Annotated in this window: 15 protein-coding genes; 6 read left to right on the top strand and 9 right to left on the bottom strand. The window is 38.6% G+C overall.

Annotated elements, in window-relative coordinates:
- Window positions 1-97 precede the first annotated feature (97 nt).
- The 5 genes from GJV03_RS13720 to GJV03_RS13700 all read right to left on the bottom strand — a co-directional run bounded on the left by GJV03_RS13720 (window position 98) and on the right by GJV03_RS13700 (window position 5,736).
- Window positions 98-1,489 (bottom strand): cytosine permease, encoded by a 1,392-nt coding sequence (locus GJV03_RS13720; RefSeq protein WP_154130305.1) that lies wholly within the window; start codon window positions 1,487-1,489, stop codon window positions 98-100.
- 126 nt (window positions 1,490-1,615) lie between these two features.
- Window positions 1,616-2,623 (bottom strand): GTP-binding protein, encoded by a 1,008-nt coding sequence (locus GJV03_RS13715; protein ID WP_154130304.1) that lies wholly within the window; start codon window positions 2,621-2,623, stop codon window positions 1,616-1,618.
- Between the two features lie 45 nt (window positions 2,624-2,668).
- Complete coding sequence (locus tag GJV03_RS13710) at window positions 2,669-4,243, bottom strand: amidohydrolase (RefSeq protein ID WP_154130303.1); 1,575 nt, start codon at window positions 4,241-4,243, stop codon at window positions 2,669-2,671.
- 366 nt (window positions 4,244-4,609) lie between these two features.
- Window positions 4,610-5,191, bottom strand: a complete 582-nt coding sequence (locus GJV03_RS13705) for a 1-acyl-sn-glycerol-3-phosphate acyltransferase (RefSeq protein ID WP_004723641.1) — start codon at window positions 5,189-5,191, stop codon at window positions 4,610-4,612.
- A 176-nt stretch (window positions 5,192-5,367) separates the two neighbouring features.
- Entirely contained in the window at window positions 5,368-5,736 is a 369-nt protein-coding gene (locus tag GJV03_RS13700; RefSeq protein ID WP_154130301.1) for a hypothetical protein, read from the bottom strand.
- A gap of 175 nt (window positions 5,737-5,911) precedes the next feature.
- Here GJV03_RS13700 and GJV03_RS13695 point away from each other — a divergent pair, with 175 nt between their 5' ends.
- Window positions 5,912-6,403 (top strand): copper resistance protein NlpE, encoded by a 492-nt coding sequence (locus GJV03_RS13695; protein WP_154130300.1) that lies wholly within the window; start codon window positions 5,912-5,914, stop codon window positions 6,401-6,403.
- Window positions 6,404-6,478: 75 nt separating this feature from the next.
- On the opposite strand, the gene rhtC is transcribed toward GJV03_RS13695, so the two are convergent.
- Window positions 6,479-7,099, bottom strand: coding sequence for a threonine export protein RhtC (gene rhtC / locus GJV03_RS13690; protein WP_004723644.1), 621 nt, complete (start codon window positions 7,097-7,099; stop codon window positions 6,479-6,481).
- A gap of 220 nt (window positions 7,100-7,319) precedes the next feature.
- Between rhtC and GJV03_RS13685 the strand changes: the two genes are divergently transcribed.
- The gene (locus tag GJV03_RS13685; RefSeq protein WP_154130299.1) at window positions 7,320-7,853 is read left to right on the top strand and encodes a hypothetical protein; all 534 of its coding nucleotides are present in this window, start codon (window positions 7,320-7,322) and stop codon (window positions 7,851-7,853) included.
- Window positions 7,854-7,899: 46 nt separating this feature from the next.
- On the opposite strand, the gene GJV03_RS13680 is transcribed toward GJV03_RS13685, so the two are convergent.
- On the bottom strand, window positions 7,900-11,022 hold the full coding sequence (locus tag GJV03_RS13680) for a DNA translocase FtsK (protein ID WP_154130298.1): 3,123 nt from the start codon (window positions 11,020-11,022) through the stop codon (window positions 7,900-7,902).
- Window positions 11,023-11,334: 312 nt separating this feature from the next.
- On the opposite strand from GJV03_RS13680, the gene trxB reads away from it, so the two are divergent.
- The 4 genes from trxB to GJV03_RS13660 all read left to right on the top strand — a co-directional run bounded on the left by trxB (window position 11,335) and on the right by GJV03_RS13660 (window position 15,588).
- Window positions 11,335-12,288, top strand: a complete 954-nt coding sequence (gene trxB / locus GJV03_RS13675) for a thioredoxin-disulfide reductase (RefSeq protein WP_004723647.1) — start codon at window positions 11,335-11,337, stop codon at window positions 12,286-12,288.
- Between the two features lie 110 nt (window positions 12,289-12,398).
- Window positions 12,399-13,949, top strand: a complete 1,551-nt coding sequence (locus GJV03_RS13670) for a class I SAM-dependent methyltransferase (RefSeq protein WP_154130297.1) — start codon at window positions 12,399-12,401, stop codon at window positions 13,947-13,949.
- Window positions 13,950-14,017: 68 nt separating this feature from the next.
- Window positions 14,018-14,749 (top strand): leucyl/phenylalanyl-tRNA--protein transferase, encoded by a 732-nt coding sequence (aat, locus tag GJV03_RS13665; RefSeq protein ID WP_004723649.1) that lies wholly within the window; start codon window positions 14,018-14,020, stop codon window positions 14,747-14,749.
- A gap of 23 nt (window positions 14,750-14,772) precedes the next feature.
- Window positions 14,773-15,588, top strand: a complete 816-nt coding sequence (locus tag GJV03_RS13660) for an arginyltransferase (RefSeq protein ID WP_004723650.1) — start codon at window positions 14,773-14,775, stop codon at window positions 15,586-15,588.
- Window positions 15,589-15,626: 38 nt separating this feature from the next.
- Here GJV03_RS13660 and rimI read toward each other — a convergent pair whose 3' ends face one another.
- Window positions 15,627-16,085, bottom strand: a complete 459-nt coding sequence (rimI, locus tag GJV03_RS13655) for a ribosomal protein S18-alanine N-acetyltransferase (protein WP_004723651.1) — start codon at window positions 16,083-16,085, stop codon at window positions 15,627-15,629.
- Between the two features lie 110 nt (window positions 16,086-16,195).
- On the bottom strand, window positions 16,196-17,077 hold the full coding sequence (locus GJV03_RS13650; RefSeq protein WP_004723652.1) for a metal-dependent hydrolase: 882 nt from the start codon (window positions 17,075-17,077) through the stop codon (window positions 16,196-16,198).
- Between the last annotated feature and the right edge of the window lie 255 nt (window positions 17,078-17,332).

Here is a 17,332-nt window from a genome sequence, read left to right as displayed (position 1 = left end):
AAAACAGCCTCAAAATCAGCAAAAATAGTGGCTGTAGCAAACCTAATATGGGCAAAGTGATATGATTGCTGCATCATCACAATAGACGTGCCGTAATTTATTTTTTTGCCTTGTATGAATGGTCTTTGATACCAAAAATTTTGATCCCCATCAGATAAAAAATAGAGGTTAAAATTAGACCGACAACCCATGAAACATCTGCACCATCAAGTGCCTTGGCAATAGGACCTGTATACAAGTCTGTCGCAATAAAAGGCACTTGAACAATGACACCAAAAATATATGCAGAAATAGCCATGAGGTTAAATTTTCCATAGATTCCCCCATCTTGATGGAAAAACGAATCGACATCATATTCCCCATGACGAACCCAGTAATAATCAACCAAATTCACAGCGGTCCAAGGGATAAGTACGTAGATGAGCAAGAAAATAAAATTAATAAATATGGGCAGAAAATTACTGGATGCTTTGATTCCAATCCACAGCGCAATAGCAATTAATAAAAATGAAATCGCAATTCGCCCCTTAGCCAATGGCATAAATGATGGGATAAATGTCTGGATAAAAGAGATTAAAGTCAGTACACCACAATACAAATTCATTGAATTGATCGCTGATATGGAAATGACTAAAATCAAAATAAATACGCTCCCCATCTCAGGTACATAAGCGATCATCCCAGCGATAACATCTCCACCCGGTGTCACCAATCCTATTGTTACTCCCAAACACATCGGGATGATGGTCCCCAATCCACATCCCCAATATGTCGCCCAGAACGCTGCCTTTGCCCCTGTTTCTTTTGGCAAATGACGAGTAGCATCAGAGACATAGGGTGCATATGCTATCTGCCACAGTGCGGCAATCGAAAGTGTAGCGAGAAAACCTGTAGCTGAAAAAGAATTACGCGCGAAAAAGTCGGAAGGTAAACCTTGAATAAAAAACACCCATACATATGCTGCCAAAAAAGCCAAACCAGAGATCACAAAGGTTATTTTTGTAAATAGATGAATTAATCGATAACCAACAATTGTACCGATCACTGCAACGACACAAGTGAATAATATGCCAGATGACTGACTGAATGAGGGAATAAGCAAATTCATGGCTTGTCCAGCCAGCGTCGCATTTGAAGCTAGGAAGCCGACATACATGATGACTACGACTCCAAGGATTGGAAGCGCGCCATATGCACCAAACTGCCCTTTGGTTTGAATCATTTGAGGGACACCGAGATGCGGTCCTTGAGCGGCATGGAGTGCGGCAAAGATGCCACCAATAAGCGTCCCTAGAATAATACTTAAAATAGCAGAGACAAAAGATTGATGAAAAATGGTGACTGAAACTGATCCTGTCACAAACGTCAGTAGCATCAAATTTCCACCAAACCAAAGTGTGAATAGATCCCGAGCCTTACCGTATCGCGCATTTAATGGGATTTGCTGAATGGTATGTTGTTCAATCGAGTGAACATATTTGTCTTCCATGAGTGTCTCCTAATAGAGAAATCGTTAAAAAATTACGATCAACCAAATTGTTTTTTAAGATGCAAATCCCCCTACGCCTAAATTGCGCAATTGAAAATGCTGAGGATTATGGGTGCAGGCGTTCTGCTATGTGGTCATTGGCTCAAGCACAATCGCATCAAATAATGCTTGGATCTGTTGATGAATTTCCCCTTCAAAAATGACCACTATTCTCGATCTGTGGTCATCATCAGGCCACGCATTTAGGTAGGATTCGGGAAATAGATAATGTTGAACACCGTGTAATATCACCGGTCTTAACGACTCTTCCACCTGAATCAATCCTTTGATTCGGAGCAAGTTCACGCCATAAAGTCGTGCCAACTTCTGAAGAAAATAGGTCACACGCGCCCAAGACAAAGCTTGGTTAGCATATAAACACAAGGTAAAAATATTATGATGCGGTGCGTTATTGAAAGCGTTTTGAGGATTTGTCTGATGCATAAACCATTGCGCATCAGGTAAATTACGTGTAACAGGATACTTTTCACGATCAAAAATAACCAAAGCAACAGCTGCCACATCCGCACCATCAATAATTTCAGCACTCGCATTCAGAGTACGGATGCGCTTGGTAAATGTTGTAAAGGCATGCGACAAATCTGTTTTAGTTAAAATGATTTTATCTGCAACAGCGATTTGACGTAGTCTTTCCGTCCACTGTTGCGGGGTATGTAAGGGCAATAGGGTATCAACCGTAGCAATCACAGTTTGCACACTAAATAAAGTCGCGACACTTTCATCTGCTAGCAAAAGTTTAAGCAAGGGAATCGGGTCAGCCATACCTGTTGTTTCGACAATAACACGGTCAAAAACAGGAATTTCCCCTGCCTCAGCACGACAGTAAAGAAGTTTAAGTGTTTCTGAAAGTTCTGTTTTCATGCTACAACAGACACAACCACTTTTTAGCAAGACAATGTCATCGTCAAGTCGACCTATCAATAAATGATCTAAGCCAACCTCACCTATTTCATTAATAATCACTGCCGTGTGCGCCATGCGATCATCGGCCAACAAACGATGCAGTAATGTTGTTTTACCACTCCCCAGAAAACCTGTCAGTAAGGTCACAGGAATGCGTTTTATTCCGCTCATATATGTCTTCCCTTACGCACATAAACGATAATTTAACCCAGTAGATTAATTAGCACGCTGAAACACATGCTGACCTTGTAATACTGTGGTGATGACTTGAGTCTCAGCAATTTCTTCAGGGCTTGATTCAAAAATATTACGATCCAAAACAATAAAGGTTGCTTCCTTACCCACTTCTAAACTCCCAGTACGATGACTATGCCCAACAGCAATTGCACCGTTCAATGTGATGATCCTAACCGCCACGTCCAAAGGCACACTTTCATCTCCGTGCTGTAAAATACCTGCCAGTGCAGGAAAGAGATTTGGCGTAGGTGGCAAAAGCCAATCTGTACCAATCGTCATGGTTGCACCAGCATCATACAAAGTTCGAAAATCATAGGCTTTGCCAAGCGCTTGTTGATATTCTGGGATATGCCAAATCGCGGGGGACATTTCAGCAATAATGTCTAATTCTGCAAAACGGCTACGATCTTTTGCAGAAACATAATGGGCATGTGCAATGTCATGAAATTGCCCTGTTTGACGTTCAACATCGTTGGCATTTTCATAATTGTCTAAACCAATACGCACAGAACCATAACCCGTACAATGTGATTTAACGATCAAACCTTCTTTGGTCCATTCACGAATTTTTTCAGTGAGTTCATTAGAATCGAGAAGTAAATTGTAAGTAATAGGTTCATCTGAAATCGGATCTAAGGGCACATGGCTAAAGGTGGGTGCCATAGATGTACCATCAAGCATCACTTTGATTCCATTCACCATGACACGTTTTGATGCATATTGCATTCGTTCTGCGATCACCCTTTCATCTTCTTCACGATCACTCAATGACATAATTTCTGCTTTCCAAGGAATATGACAAATCAAATCCAGTGTAAGCTCATCGTCATCATCCAAAGATTTAGCTGCTGTCAGGAATGATCTTGTTGCTGAAGCTTCCTGTGCCGAAGTAATACCATATTGATTACATATACTTGCCGCCATTTTAAGCGCGAACTTATTTTCCTCATCGGTCTCTGTGGGTGCGACCATATATAATTTCACCCATCCACCTTCACGCAAAATTCCAGTGGGTTCACCTGTTAGGGGATCTTTTTCAATTTTTGCGCGGGTCGTACTCGGTGTATCACGGGTGATACCTGCAAGATGTAGTGCTTGGCTGTTCGCCATGACGTTATGAAATGAAAAATCATGAATCACAATCGGCACGTTTGGAATGACTTGATCTAACCATTCTCGTGTCAGTAGCTCAGCTGTAAAAATCAATGGGTTATAGAGCCCTGCAAAAATCCATGTTCGTTTGGAGGCATATTTTTCCCAATATGCTTTGAGTTGCTGTGCCAATTCTTGCAAGGTTTGTGGATCATTTAATTGGCAAGAATATTCCAGTCTCAGAAGTGCCGCTTTTAAAAGGTGAGTATGTGCATCATGAATGCCAGGCATTACTAATTTCCCTTTTAAATCATATTTCTCAGCATCCGCTGCCAAACTCAAAATTTCATCCTGATCGCCAATCGCTAAAATTTTACCGTCCTTTACCCACATGGCTTCTGCCCAAGGTTGGGATTGATTCACGGTATGAAATTTTGCATTGTAATAGACGCTATTATTCATCTTGTTATCCCTGTCTATGCCCAATAAATGTTGAATTTAACTTTTAGAATTATTTACGCGATTGCTTTAAGCTGTTTACAACTTAAAGCCAATTTCAACAATTTATTTATATACGTCATTTTAAAAAATTAAGTAATTTTTAAATAACGATGTAGATCTTTTGAATTATTAAAGTAGTGTTTTAATTGAGCTAAAAAATAGGTTATTTATAAAATAATATCTAAATGCGCAGATGGTGTATCAAGGGGACAACAGCAAATATTTAAGACCGACAAAATATGGGAATGAGCAAAATCACCCTTCCCATATAAAAATTAAATTCATTGTATTTGAGCTTGCAAAGATACTTGCAAAACAAAACTCAGCTTATGGAATAAATCTAGTATCTATACTAAATAAATCTGGATGTTTCGGATTGATCTGAGCATAAAATTCCATGATTTCAGCCATGTCCTGTTCATAGTCCCCAGTCGGATAAACAATTTTACCAATCCCTGTTTTTTTGTTTTTATAATCCATATACGCCAGTGCAATAGGTACGCCAGCACTGGTGGCAACATGATAAAAACCTGTTTTCCACTGTTCTTGCTTTGCACGCGTACCCTCTGGCGTCACCAGCATCACCAATTTAGGATGGGTCTTAAACAGATCACTCATCAGCTGAACCATACTTGGACGTTCCTCACCATCCTGCTTGGGACGGCGATCAATCCCGATTCCGCCCATAGCACGCACAAAAGGTCCAAAAGGCAATTTCATATAGCTGTCTTTAATGGTAATACGCACATGAACACCCAAAGCTTTCAGTGCTAAACGTGCATATAGTGCATCCCAATTACTGGTATGCGGTGCTGCAATCATGACACATTGGTCGATGTTTAAATCCCAATGGTTATCAATTTGCCATCCCATCCAACCCAAACTTTGTTCAGCTAATTTTTCAAACACCCAGCACACCAAAATATAAAGAATTTGCGCTGGATTGTAGCAACCAATAGATCAGATAAAAATCCACTTCGTATAGAAAAACAGCAATTAATATATAAATGTATAAAATTAATTCGATGTAAATCTTGTAAGTAAATATTCAGTTTTGATTAAATTCTGCAATGAATTTGCATATATCAATTTTTCGTTTGGTTAAAATAGTTAATCCAATGTAATTCACGACAATGATTATCAAAATGAATTTTTTGTGGCTGAATATTTGCATTTGACTGCTGGATGACCTGATATTCAATCCAGCTTTCTAGACAAGACTCCACTTCAAACAACTGATTGTCTTGTTCTATGCTTTGTTTCAATTGTGTGCCATCTGAAAATGTATAAATTTTGGTGGTCTGAGTGATCTCTATATCTTGCTCATAATTTTTTTCGCATTGCAAAATGACATTTTCAATTTTGATTTGATCATTGCTTTTTTGATTATCGTTTTTTTCATGATTACTTTTTTCATTGTAAATACGAGCAACATATTCAGCCAAATGAGACATAGATTCCAATACTTAAAATATGACAATAACAGAGTTTCTATAATAGCCTAACTTTTTAACATCGAACTACATTACTCAGCAATTTCTTACATAATTCACATTTCATATCAGGGAGATAATTTATATTCTGGATAAAATCATTCACATATAATTATTTATTCATTTGGGTTATGTTATGAAAAAAACACTCTTCGTCATGTCTATTTTAGCGCTGTCATTAAGCGCTTGTTCTAAGTCGACTCATAATGCATCAGAGGATATCAAAGCGACAGCTCAAACACAGGCAGCTGCATCGCATGAAGCAGCAACCCCAACCATAGATTCAGAACACAATGCTCAAAATAGCTTGGATTGGGCTGGGGAATACAAAGGCTTACTTCCGTGTGCTGATTGCTCAGGAATCAAAACCAAACTCATCCTCAAATCAGATCACACTTATGAACTGACTGAAGAATATGAAGGGGTTAAAGGTGAAGGCAAAGAATTTAAAACTCAAGGTCATTTTAGTTTTGATGAATCTGGATCGATTATCGGTCTAGATAAAAATGCAGATAACCGCAAATACTTTGTTGGCGAAAATATCTTAGAAGCACGTAGTTTTGCAACGGGTGAAAAGATTGAAGGTCCAAATGCTGAACTTTATCAATTAACCAAAGACGTGGAATAATTTAAAAATTATTTCCGAATAACAGCACAAAAAACCTGCTTGAAGCAGGTTTTTTTAAATTTTGGAGCATGCTTTTTAGCGATGACCAATCAAATATGCCCCAAAGAGTGTAAAGATCCCACCTGAAATACCATCAATCCATCTTGAGGCATTTTGGTAAGCGGCTTTAAAGCTAGGTAATGAAAATACAAAGGCAACAAAGCTAAACCAGATCAGCGTTTCCACGGAAACAATTATAAATAATAATGAATGCACACCATCTAAATGTGGATTGGCTAAAAACACTGAAAATACACTACCGAAATAAATTACCGCTTTCGGGTTTGATAAATTGGTTAAGAAACCTTTGAGAAAGAAACGCAGATTGCTTTGCGGTAACTCAAAATGATGCTGTGATATATTCTCTTTCTTACTCAAAGCAGATCTAAGCATTTGGTAGCCTAACCAGCACAGATAAATCCCACCAACAACCAACATCACTTGCTTTAACCATGCCATTTTTTCAAAAATGATATTCAAACCCGCCAAAGCTAAAAAAGCCCAAAACATCACCCCTGCGGTAATCCCCAAAACCACAAAAATAGATTGCTTTCTTGAACGGCTAATCGCAGTTTGCGAGACCAGAAAGAAATCAGGGCCTGGTGTAATCAGGGCACAAAAATGAATAAAGATTAACGTACATAATGCGATCAACATGGACTAGATTCCGTTCAGCGAGACAGATTTATATTAGTGTGAAAATTCATGTTTTTCCATCGATATCGGTACATCAATAAAATTCTTTAGGTTGAACTTCGATGAACATATACCACAAATAAAACATCAACCATCTTTTAAAAAGACGGATTTTAATTATTGGAGAAAATAATATTTTATCTTTATAATCAAAAATTAAAACGTGCTTAAAAAATAAATCATGCTTAATTTAGAAAAAAATTCAACCTCACCCATTGAGCAACCCTCACATCATCCTGTGGAAGTGCAGAAGATCATCAGCATCAATAAATTTATGCTCTTGTGCTTTTTGACAATGGGTTTATATCAGATTTGGTGGATGTTTAAAGCATGGCGCTTCTTTATGCAAAAAGACAAATTAGACATCATGCCGGCTTTTCGGGCAGTATTTTATATTTTTTTCCTTTACCCCTTGTTTAAAAAAATAAATAACTATGCCAAGCAACAAGGATATACAGAAAATTTCTCATCAGGCTGGATATTTATAGGATTTATTGTTTTTTCAGTACTGATTAAACTGCCTGAACCTTATGATCTGATTACTGTATTGAATTTCATTTTTCTAATACCTGCATTTAAGGCTCTCAATTTTGCCAAACAACAATCCAATCAATTTGTGGTCATTGAACAAAAGAAATTTAGTAAAGCTCAAATGGTACTTATCGTGTTATTTTCTATTTTTTGGTGCTTGTATTTACTCGGACTATTTCTATAGCCTAAACAGCTTGCAATGAGCCTAAGCTCATTGCAAGCTGTTTAAATTAGACCAAAATATCTCGCTTACCATTCGGTCCTTGTTCACTGACAATACCCTGCTCCTGCATTTGATCAACAATACGGGCAGCACGGTTATAACCTAAGCTAAACTTACGTTGCAGTGAAGATACAGACACCTTACGTGTTTCTAAGACAAATGAAACACATTGGTCATAGAGTGCATCACGGTTCGGATCGCCATCACCATCTTCGAAACCACGTGTGGTCGGTTCTTCGTCAAACGGCGTGAGAATTTCATCAACATAATTCGGTTCACCGCGTTCACGCCATGCGTCACAAATACGGTTGACTTCATCATCGGAAATAAATGCACCATGTACACGCTCAGGATCAATTTTACCTGGACCGAGGAATAACATATCACCATGGCCCAAGAGATCCTCTGCACCACCACCATCTAGAATAGTACGCGAGTCAATTTTACTGTTTACACGTAATGCCACACGGGTTGGAATATTGGCTTTAATCAAACCAGTAATGACATCTACCGATGGACGTTGCGTTGCTAACAGTAAATGAATTCCTGCCGCACGAGATTTTTGTGCCAGACGGGTAATCATTTCTTCCGCTTTTTTACCCACTTGCATGATCATATCTGCAAATTCATCGGCAACAATCACAATCGAAGGCAATGGTTGCAAACGTGGCGCTCTGTCTTGTGTTGCAGAATCACTTGGTTTCCAAGTTGGATCAATCAGATCCTCACCATTTGCAATGGCTTCTTCCACTTTACGGTTATAGTCGGCTAATTTACGGATCTTTAAAAAAGACATCAGCTTATAACGACGTTCCATTTCATTGACACACCAATTCAATGCACTGACAGCATCTTTCATGTCAGTCACAACAGGTGTCAATAAATGAGGAATATCATTGTAGTTCGCTAATTCCAATTGTTTTGGATCGATCAGAATCAAACGCAATTGATCAGGAGTATATTTCAACAACATCGACAGGATCATTGAGTTTACAGCAACTGATTTACCTGAACCTGTTGTCCCCGCAACCAGCATATGCGGCGCTTTACCTAAGTCAGTGATCACAGGATTACCAGAAATATCCTTACCCATTGCCATTGAAAGCAAACCATTTGGATCTTTAAAAACGGGAGTTTCTAACAATTCAATCAGGCGTACCATTTCACGACTGCTATTCGGCACTTCAATCCCGATATAAGGTTTTCCGGGAATCACTTCAACCACACGTACAGATGCCATTGACATAGAACGCGCCAAATCTCGGGAAATATTGGTCACTTTAGAGGCTTTTACCCCAGGTGCCAAATCTAACTCAAAACGTGTAACCACTGGCCCAGGTTGGGCTTCGATCACTTTAGCTTTGACATTAAACTCTTGAAGTTTAATTTCTAACAGTTCAGATAAACGTGACAGTTGTTCTGCAGTAAAGTTGACTTTTTTATTTGGGTCGACTTTATCCAACAGTTCATAACCTGGCAATGTTGGTAGGTCTCGACGCTTATTTGCAACTTGCATTGCATGTGACATTGGACGACCAAATGCATCGGTTAATGGTGCATCTAAGTCGAAATCATCTTCAAGTTCTGCAAACTCACTTTGCAATTCGTCTTGAGGTTTACCCGCAGTTTCTTGCCAAGCATCTCTAAATGCATCTTTATCTGCAGCAATTAAAGACTTTTCTTCTTCACTGACCAAGGTTGAAGCATTTAAATTGGTTTGAATATTGGCACGAGTAAATGGTGTAGATTGAGCATAATTACTGGTTGTGCGAACATCTGTAGATTGCTGATTTGGTTGGTACGCAGTTGGGGGTTCAGTAAGTTCTTCATCTGCAAGCGATGCAAGCTCATCTAGTTCATTGGCTAAATTTTGTATTGCCACGCCTGAAGTTGTCGCTGCTGCTACCCCACTCGCAAAGCTTACTCCACCATGAACAGCAGTATCTACATAACCAGCTTCAGCTTGAGTCTGCACCGTAGCGGTATTAAATGGGCTATGAATATCTGTGGCAGTTTGTCCATTTGGCACAACCGACAGCAATTCATCAAACACTTGATCATCATCCCAATCAAGCGAAGATTTTTTATTGATCTGCACAGGATCAACATCATGTTGATGCGCGCGTGGCAAATGGTCTGCATATTTATCTTCAGTTTGATCTTCTGACGCTTTGATCAAGGCATCAATATCACGATTATGGTCTTGATCTTGATGTAGGGCTTTCCATACTTCACCAGATGAAACAGTACGTTGACTGTCTTGTTCTAGACGATGTGCTTTTTCTAAAGTCCGCTCTAATTCCAAATCATCAATATCGTCTTGATCAAATTGAACATGATGTTGAGTTTTATTTTCTTGCTCAATCATGTCATCAAATAAGCGTTCTGCTGTTTGATTGTGTTTCGTATTTTTAACAGTCAAATGCTCTTTTGCTGGTGCCTGATCTTCAGCTTCGACAAATTCAGCTTGAGCTGTTATTGGTTCAGCTTTATGCGTATGCGCATGATTTTTATTTTTCTGCGGTGATGTCAAATCAAAAGCAGATTCACTTTCAGGAACATTTTTATAAAACAAATCTTGTAAATAAGCAGGCGTGGCTTTTAGTGTTGCCCACGTTCTATTCCATTGAATACCAAACGCTAAGGTAAATAGAACAACGAGCAAGAGCAAAATAAATACAACTGCCCCATAAATACTCATCAGTTGAGATAGGCTTTCACCAAGTTCATAACCAATGATTCCACCAGAAGCATTGGCTAATGTGTCTGCTGGTACATTCCAAAGCAAATACAATAGACTTGAGGTCGCAAGCAAAATAAAAAATTGAGCAGCGTAACGAAACGGACGACTCACAAAACTTCGTGGCCACCATACTTGGACTGCTTCTATAAAAATAAATACAGGAATGAGTAAACTTGCCCAACCTAAAAAACCAAACAACAAATCAGCAATCCAAGCACCCGCTACACCACTGGCATTTGAAACCTGTTGTGTATCACTCGAAATATGCATCCAGCCTGGATCAAATGGGGTATATGTCACTGTTGCAAGGAACAGATATATCCCAAATGAAATCAAGAATATTGTTGTTAAAAAGCGCTGTGCATAAACATTTGACACCGCAGTCATATACTATCCTGTAACCAATTGTTCAAATTACTCTTTTCTGAAGCTTGATCAGCTTTCTTGAGAGAAGAAATTTTTATATTATGCACCTGTTCTTAAAAAAAAGATGCACTATTATTTACTTGTGTTGTAAAGCATTGTTAGAAATTTAAGCTTTTATTTCGATAAAAATGCCAAACAATATTATTTGATTATTCTATATAGCTCAATTCGATTTAGATGATCAATATTATCGACATTGAAGCCACACAACTTTGATAAAGTTTCACGTATAATTCAAACAATTTCTATATTTTTCATAAAAAAGGATGACTCATGAGCGCTCGTCACTCTCGGTTAATTATTTTAGGTTCTGGCCCTGCTGGTTATAGTGCTGCTGTTTATGCCGCGCGTGCAAATTTAAAACCAACCTTAATTGCAGGTATGCAACTCGGTGGTCAATTAACCACGACGACTGATGTTGAGAACTGGCCTGGCGATGCTGAAGGTTTAACAGGTCCAGCGTTAATGGATCGTATGCAAGCGCATGCTGAACGTTTTGGTACTGAGATTTTATACGATCATATCAATGAAGTTGATCTTCAGGTGCGCCCTTTTGTGCTTAAAGGCGATATGGACGAGTACACCTGTGATGCGTTAATTATTGCAACAGGTGCAACAGCACAATATTTAGGCCTTGAGTCTGAACAGGCTTATATGGGCCAAGGTGTAAGTGCTTGCGCAACTTGTGATGGTTTCTTCTATAAAAACCAAAAAGTGATGGTTGTGGGTGGTGGTAACACTGCTGTTGAAGAAGCACTATATCTTTCCAATATCGCTTCACACGTTACCCTTGTTCACCGTCGTGACAAATTACGTTCTGAAAAAATCCTTCAAGACCATCTCAACGAAAAAGTTAAAGAAGGTAAAATTTCGATCATCTGGAACCATCAAGTTGATGAAGTTTTAGGTGATAGTAATTCTGGTGTGACCTCTGTACGTATTAAGTCTACCCAAGATGATTCAACTCAAGACGTTGACGTATCAGGTATGTTTGTGGCAATTGGTCACAAACCAAATACCGCAATGTTTGAAAATCAACTTGAACTGCGTAATGGCTATATTCAAGTACGCAGTGGTACTGCGGGCAATGCCACAGCGACATCTGTAGCGGGTGTATTTGCTGCAGGTGATGTTGCTGATGATGTTTATCGTCAAGCAATTACATCTGCAGGTTCAGGCTGTATGGCAGCACTTGACGCTGACCGCTATTTAGATGGCTTAGAATAATTGATTTATTTTGTGTAAAAACAAACCGCCTACATGGCGGTTTGTTTATTTTTGATTTATAAATAAACAAGAGAAATGACTTTAAACGAATACAAACTATAGGAAAAAACATGACAACAGCGTGGACCGATGGCTACCAGACAGAAGTAAATTACACCTATGGTTACTACAGAGACTTAAGCCCGAACTACCAAAAGTTTTGCTTATTACTCAATGGGGTTGATTGCCCACCCACCAATGAACGTCACAAACATTGTGAACTCGGCTTTGGTCAAGGTGTCAGTCTAAATATTCATGCTGCATCCAGTTTTGGTTTATTTTTTGGTACAGACTTTAACCCTGCTCATGCTGCCCATGCCAATGTCTTGGCTGAACAAAATCAAGTCCCGCATCATTTCTATGATGCAAGTTTTGAAGAGTTGCTCAACAAAGACTTACCGATGTTTGACTCGATTAGTTTACACGGAATCTGGAGTTGGATTAGCCACGAAAACCAACATATTATTTTGCAATTTATCCGAAAATTTTTAAGTCCCAATGGGATTGTCTATATCAGCTATAACTGCCTGACCGGTTGGGCTGCCAATATGCCAGTCCGCGAGTTATTTCACAGTCATTTTAAATTTAATAGCACCAGTACCAACCCGCTACAAAAAGTAAATGATTCACTTAACTTTAGTGAAGAGCTATTAGCGCAAAATCCCCTCTTTGCTCAGAGAAATCCAAATGCACTCAACAAAGTGCAAGATTTAAAAAAACAAAATCCAAACTATTTGATCCACGAATACTTAAATCAAGATTGGCAGTGTTTTTCTTTTCAACAAGTGGTGCGAATTTTAGAAGAAATTAAACTGACCTATGCGGGTTCAACAGATTTAAATTCACATCTAGATAACATTAATTTTAGTGAACAACATCAGCAATTTTTAAACACCATTGAACATCCTGTTTTTAAAGAGCAATGCCGTGATTATTTTGCCAATACACAATTTAGAAAAGATTTATATATCCGCGGGAAAAATACCTTAACTGCATTAGAAATTCAGCATCGTTTGAGAAATACAGCCTTTGTCTTATTAACAGCACCAGAAAAATTGCCAAAAACAATTTCAGGATACTTAGGGGAATTCGATTTAATCCAAGAGATTTATCAACCACTCGGTGCTTATTTTAAGCAATGTGACTATAAGCCACAGACGATTGCAGAGCTTGAACAGGCCATTCCTGATATTACCTATTCAAAGCTACTCAATGCCTTGGTGATTTTATGCCACTTAGGTTTGGCACAACCTTGTCAGGCGGCTTCAAATCAAGATATGGTTGAACATGCTCAGAAATTAAATCGTTATTTCCTTGAGCAAGCCAGCTATCATACCAATTATCAAGTATTGGCCTGTCCACTCACAGGGATTGGTATTCCAGCCGATCAGTTTACCCAACTCTTCTACCGCGCTCACTTTATCGATGGTTTAGACTCTGCCGCAGAATTTGCACAATATGTTTGGGATGTGCTGACTCAATTAGGCTGGCTGGTATTGGACCAACAAGGCAACACCGTTTCAGATCCAAAAACCAGCCTTGAAGTCATTCAAGAGAAAGCCCAATTCTTTATAGATAGTGACAAACTCAAAATTGCAAAACATTTGAAACTTTTTGCATAGGGTCTGTTTAGACATTTAATTACATGATCAGCTAAGATAAAGCTGATCTTTTTTATTGATGAATTCTCGTGAATCAACTCCCCCTTTCACAATTTATTTTTCCAGATCCAATAGAAGCTGATCCAGATGAACAAGGCTTGATTTGTATAGGTGCAGACTTAGCACCTTCTACATTATATGAAGCTTATACGCATGGCTTATTTCCATGGTTTTCCGAAGGTGAGCCAATTTGTTGGTGGTGTCCAGAACCCCGGTGCATCATTCGCCCTCAGGATTATCATCCAAGTAAATCACTACTGCGAAATATGAAAAAGTTTGATTATAAAATTACCATCAATCATGCTTTTGAACAGGTCATTCGTTCTTGTTCGCTCCCACGTAGCTATGCGGATGAAACGTGGATTTCTGAGGAGATTATTCACGGTTATTGTCAACTATTTGAAGCTGGCTATGCCTATAGTGTTGAAGTCTGGGATCAAGACAAAATTGTAGGTGGGCTGTATGGTGTGACAATTGGCCATGGTTGCTTTGGTGAGTCGATGTTTAGCACTCAAACCGATGTTTCCAAAATGGCTTTTTACACACTGATGTTATTAGGCCGAGAAAATAATTTACCGTGGATTGACTGTCAGTTGGTCAATGATCACTTACTCAGCCTCGGTGCTTGTACACTTTCTCGCCATGAATACCTTAAATCGTTACAAGATGTAATAAAACAACCCTCTATAGATTGGAAAAGTTATCAAGAGCGTGTATTTTCAAGTAAAACAATAGCGATTTTATCGCGCTTAATGGAATGAAAATAAAAGGAGGGACATGATTTATGAATTCTTATCATCCTAAGTCCCTATTAAACGACTTACAGTACTATATTACGCCACCGCATGATTGCAGTTATCTAGAAAATAAATCTGCACGGATGGTGTTTCTCGATCCTGTACATCGTATTGATGTCGTCACACTTTCAGAATTATCGCGTGTAGGTTTTAGACGCAGTGGCGACTTTGTTTATCGCCCTGAATGTCATCTTTGCCGCCAATGTTTATCTTGTCGGGTGCCAGTGACTGAATTTAAAATGAGCAGTGCTCAGAAAAAAGCCTGGAAACGTAATCAAGATTTAACCGTTAAAATTATTTCGACCCAAGAGGCAACACAAACGCATTATCATCTGTACGAGCGTTATATTATTGAAAGACATGCTGATGGTGATATGTTCCCACCCAGTTATGACCAATTTGAAAAATTCCTGATCCATAGCTGTACCAACAGTTTTTTCCTTGAACTGTGGAAGGATGATCGTTTAATTAGTGTCTCTACTTGTGATCAATTGGATGATGGTGTCTCTGCGGTATATACCTTCTTTGATCCCAATGAGAGTAAACGCTCACTCGGGGTTTTTGCGATTCTCAAACAAATTGAATATGTAAAATCGTTGAATTTAGATTTTGTCTACCTCGGGTATTGGGTTCCACATGCCGAGAAAATGAATTACAAATCTCAATATGCACCATTTGAATTATTATTAGATGGACAATGGCGACGGATCAATCGTCACTTGGAAGCCAAAGAAATTCAAGAATTGGGCGATATGTTGATGACCACCCTGCCTTCAGAATGGAATGAGCCGATTATCAAATAATCGGCTTTCGCTGTTCGCATTTTCGATATTACTTAGACTTATTTAAATAATTTTGAAAAATCATCACTACAGGCTTTGACCATAATAATTGCATGTTCACGGCCACCCTGTTGATTTGGATAATAATTTTTTCTTAAATCAATTTGATGAAAGTTGGCCTTTTCATAGAGCGCAATCGCAGCTTTATTTGACTCACGCACTTCAAGAAAGATTTGTACTGGATTATTTTTTAATAATGCAATCGATTCATCTAACAGTTGATAGCCGAGCCCTTTACCCTGCTGGCTCGGATGAATCGCCATAAGCAATAAATTCGCTTCATCTAAAACAGGTTGCAGAATACAAAAGCCCACCACTTGATGGTCTTGCTCAATCACTGTACTTAGATAACTTGTTATGGACTCTTCAAATTGACTTTTTTTCCAAGGATGACTTTGTACCAAGTCTTCAATTTGAGAAACAGCGTGCAGATCTGAAGATTGCATTAAACGAATCATCTGCGTTCATCAACTCAATATAAAAAATGAATTATAAGAAATTAAACCAAGAAGTCTAATAAAAAAGAGCAACAATTGTTGCTCCTTAAGCAAAATGCTGACTTTAAGCGTCACAGACCCAGTTTCGCTTTCCATGTCTCGAGCAAACTCACTGTATCGAGATCATTTGGATGGAAACCTGGCTTAAAGTATGCCAACATTTCTTTGGTCATTCCTGCGATAATGCCTTTAGATGGACTATAAGCATATTTATAAATAATACCGAGCTCTTTTAGGTTGAGCTTGCCATCCTCTTTTAATAAACGCACCACAAAAGATGATTGCGCCATAAAGATGAGTACCATTGCAAAAACTAAAGCCGTGGTACGTAAGCCATAAGCCTTGATACCTTTACCAAACACCGCTTCATAAACATCATAAGCCACTGCTTTATGTTCATTTTCTTCCACAGCATGCCAATACCACATATACGACATGGTTGGATCAGTCATTAACTTTTGGATATGCCCATTGACCAGCAGTTGCGAAGCAATTGTTGCAGTAAAATGCTCTAATGCAGTAGTCGCGGTTAAATCCACCATTTCTTGAGTCATACCAAAAGGCTTGACTACACGTGCAAACCATTTACGTGCGCCTTGAATTAACACACCTGTTTCACGCTCGTATTTCTCAACATCATGACCAAACTTTTTTGCTGAAGCATTAAAGTTTTCATGCTCTTTGGTGTGCATAGCTTCTTGACCGATGAAAGCACTAATCTCTTTTTGTAATGCTTCATTGTCCTTGATCGCAGGGTGATAACGTACCGCACGCACAGAATCGATAAAAAGTTTTTCGCCATCTGGGAACAATGCTGACAATGCAGTCATGAAATGTGTAATACCCGCTGAACCACTTGCCCAATATTCAGGTACATCGTCAAAATTAAAATCCATACGACGTACAGGGAAAGATGCACCAGCACGGTTTGAAATATTCACTTTTGCATTCATTGCGATTCCTCCTATTAAGTGAGTTTCACTTAAATTCTTTATGTTTGTTTTTCTCTTTCTTTATATTACGTTTATATGAAAGTTTAATAATTGCAGATTAGGTCACACAAATATCAGTTAAGGACAGCTTTTGATAGGTATTGTCTAACAATTTAAATACTATGTGTAAAATGATGCTTATAGTAAATAAATAAAAAAATACAAATCAAAAATAAAATAATGACTCCCAGCACCCAAATACGATTCTTTCTTTTC

The organism is Acinetobacter sp. RIT698 (assembly GCF_009668065.1).
Classification (GTDB): Bacteria; Pseudomonadota; Gammaproteobacteria; order Pseudomonadales; family Moraxellaceae; genus Acinetobacter; species Acinetobacter guillouiae.
Note: the sequence above shows the minus strand (reverse complement) of the source record. Positions and strands in the feature narration are given on the sequence as shown.

Bases quoted from the DNA above. Each gene is read 5' to 3' on its own strand.
- GJV03_RS13720 (WP_154130305.1), bottom strand. From the start codon at position 1,489: ATGGAAGACAAATATGTTCACTCGATTGAACAACATACCATTCAGCAA.
- GJV03_RS13715 (WP_154130304.1), bottom strand. From the start codon at position 2,623: ATGAGCGGAATAAAACGCATTCCTGTGACCTTACTGACAGGTTTTCTG.
- GJV03_RS13710 (WP_154130303.1), bottom strand. From the start codon at position 4,243: ATGAATAATAGCGTCTATTACAATGCAAAATTTCATACCGTGAATCAA.
- GJV03_RS13700 (WP_154130301.1), bottom strand. From the start codon at position 5,736: ATGTCTCATTTGGCTGAATATGTTGCTCGTATTTACAATGAAAAAAGT.
- GJV03_RS13695 (WP_154130300.1), top strand. From the start codon at position 5,912: ATGAAAAAAACACTCTTCGTCATGTCTATTTTAGCGCTGTCATTAAGC.
- rhtC (WP_004723644.1), bottom strand. From the start codon at position 7,099: ATGTTGATCGCATTATGTACGTTAATCTTTATTCATTTTTGTGCCCTG.
- GJV03_RS13685 (WP_154130299.1), top strand. From the start codon at position 7,320: ATGCTTAATTTAGAAAAAAATTCAACCTCACCCATTGAGCAACCCTCA.
- GJV03_RS13680 (WP_154130298.1), bottom strand. From the start codon at position 11,022: ATGACTGCGGTGTCAAATGTTTATGCACAGCGCTTTTTAACAACAATA.
- trxB (WP_004723647.1), top strand. From the start codon at position 11,335: ATGAGCGCTCGTCACTCTCGGTTAATTATTTTAGGTTCTGGCCCTGCT.
- GJV03_RS13670 (WP_154130297.1), top strand. From the start codon at position 12,399: ATGACAACAGCGTGGACCGATGGCTACCAGACAGAAGTAAATTACACC.
- GJV03_RS13660 (WP_004723650.1), top strand. From the start codon at position 14,773: ATGAATTCTTATCATCCTAAGTCCCTATTAAACGACTTACAGTACTAT.
- rimI (WP_004723651.1), bottom strand. From the start codon at position 16,085: ATGATTCGTTTAATGCAATCTTCAGATCTGCACGCTGTTTCTCAAATT.
- GJV03_RS13650 (WP_004723652.1), bottom strand. From the start codon at position 17,077: ATGAATGCAAAAGTGAATATTTCAAACCGTGCTGGTGCATCTTTCCCT.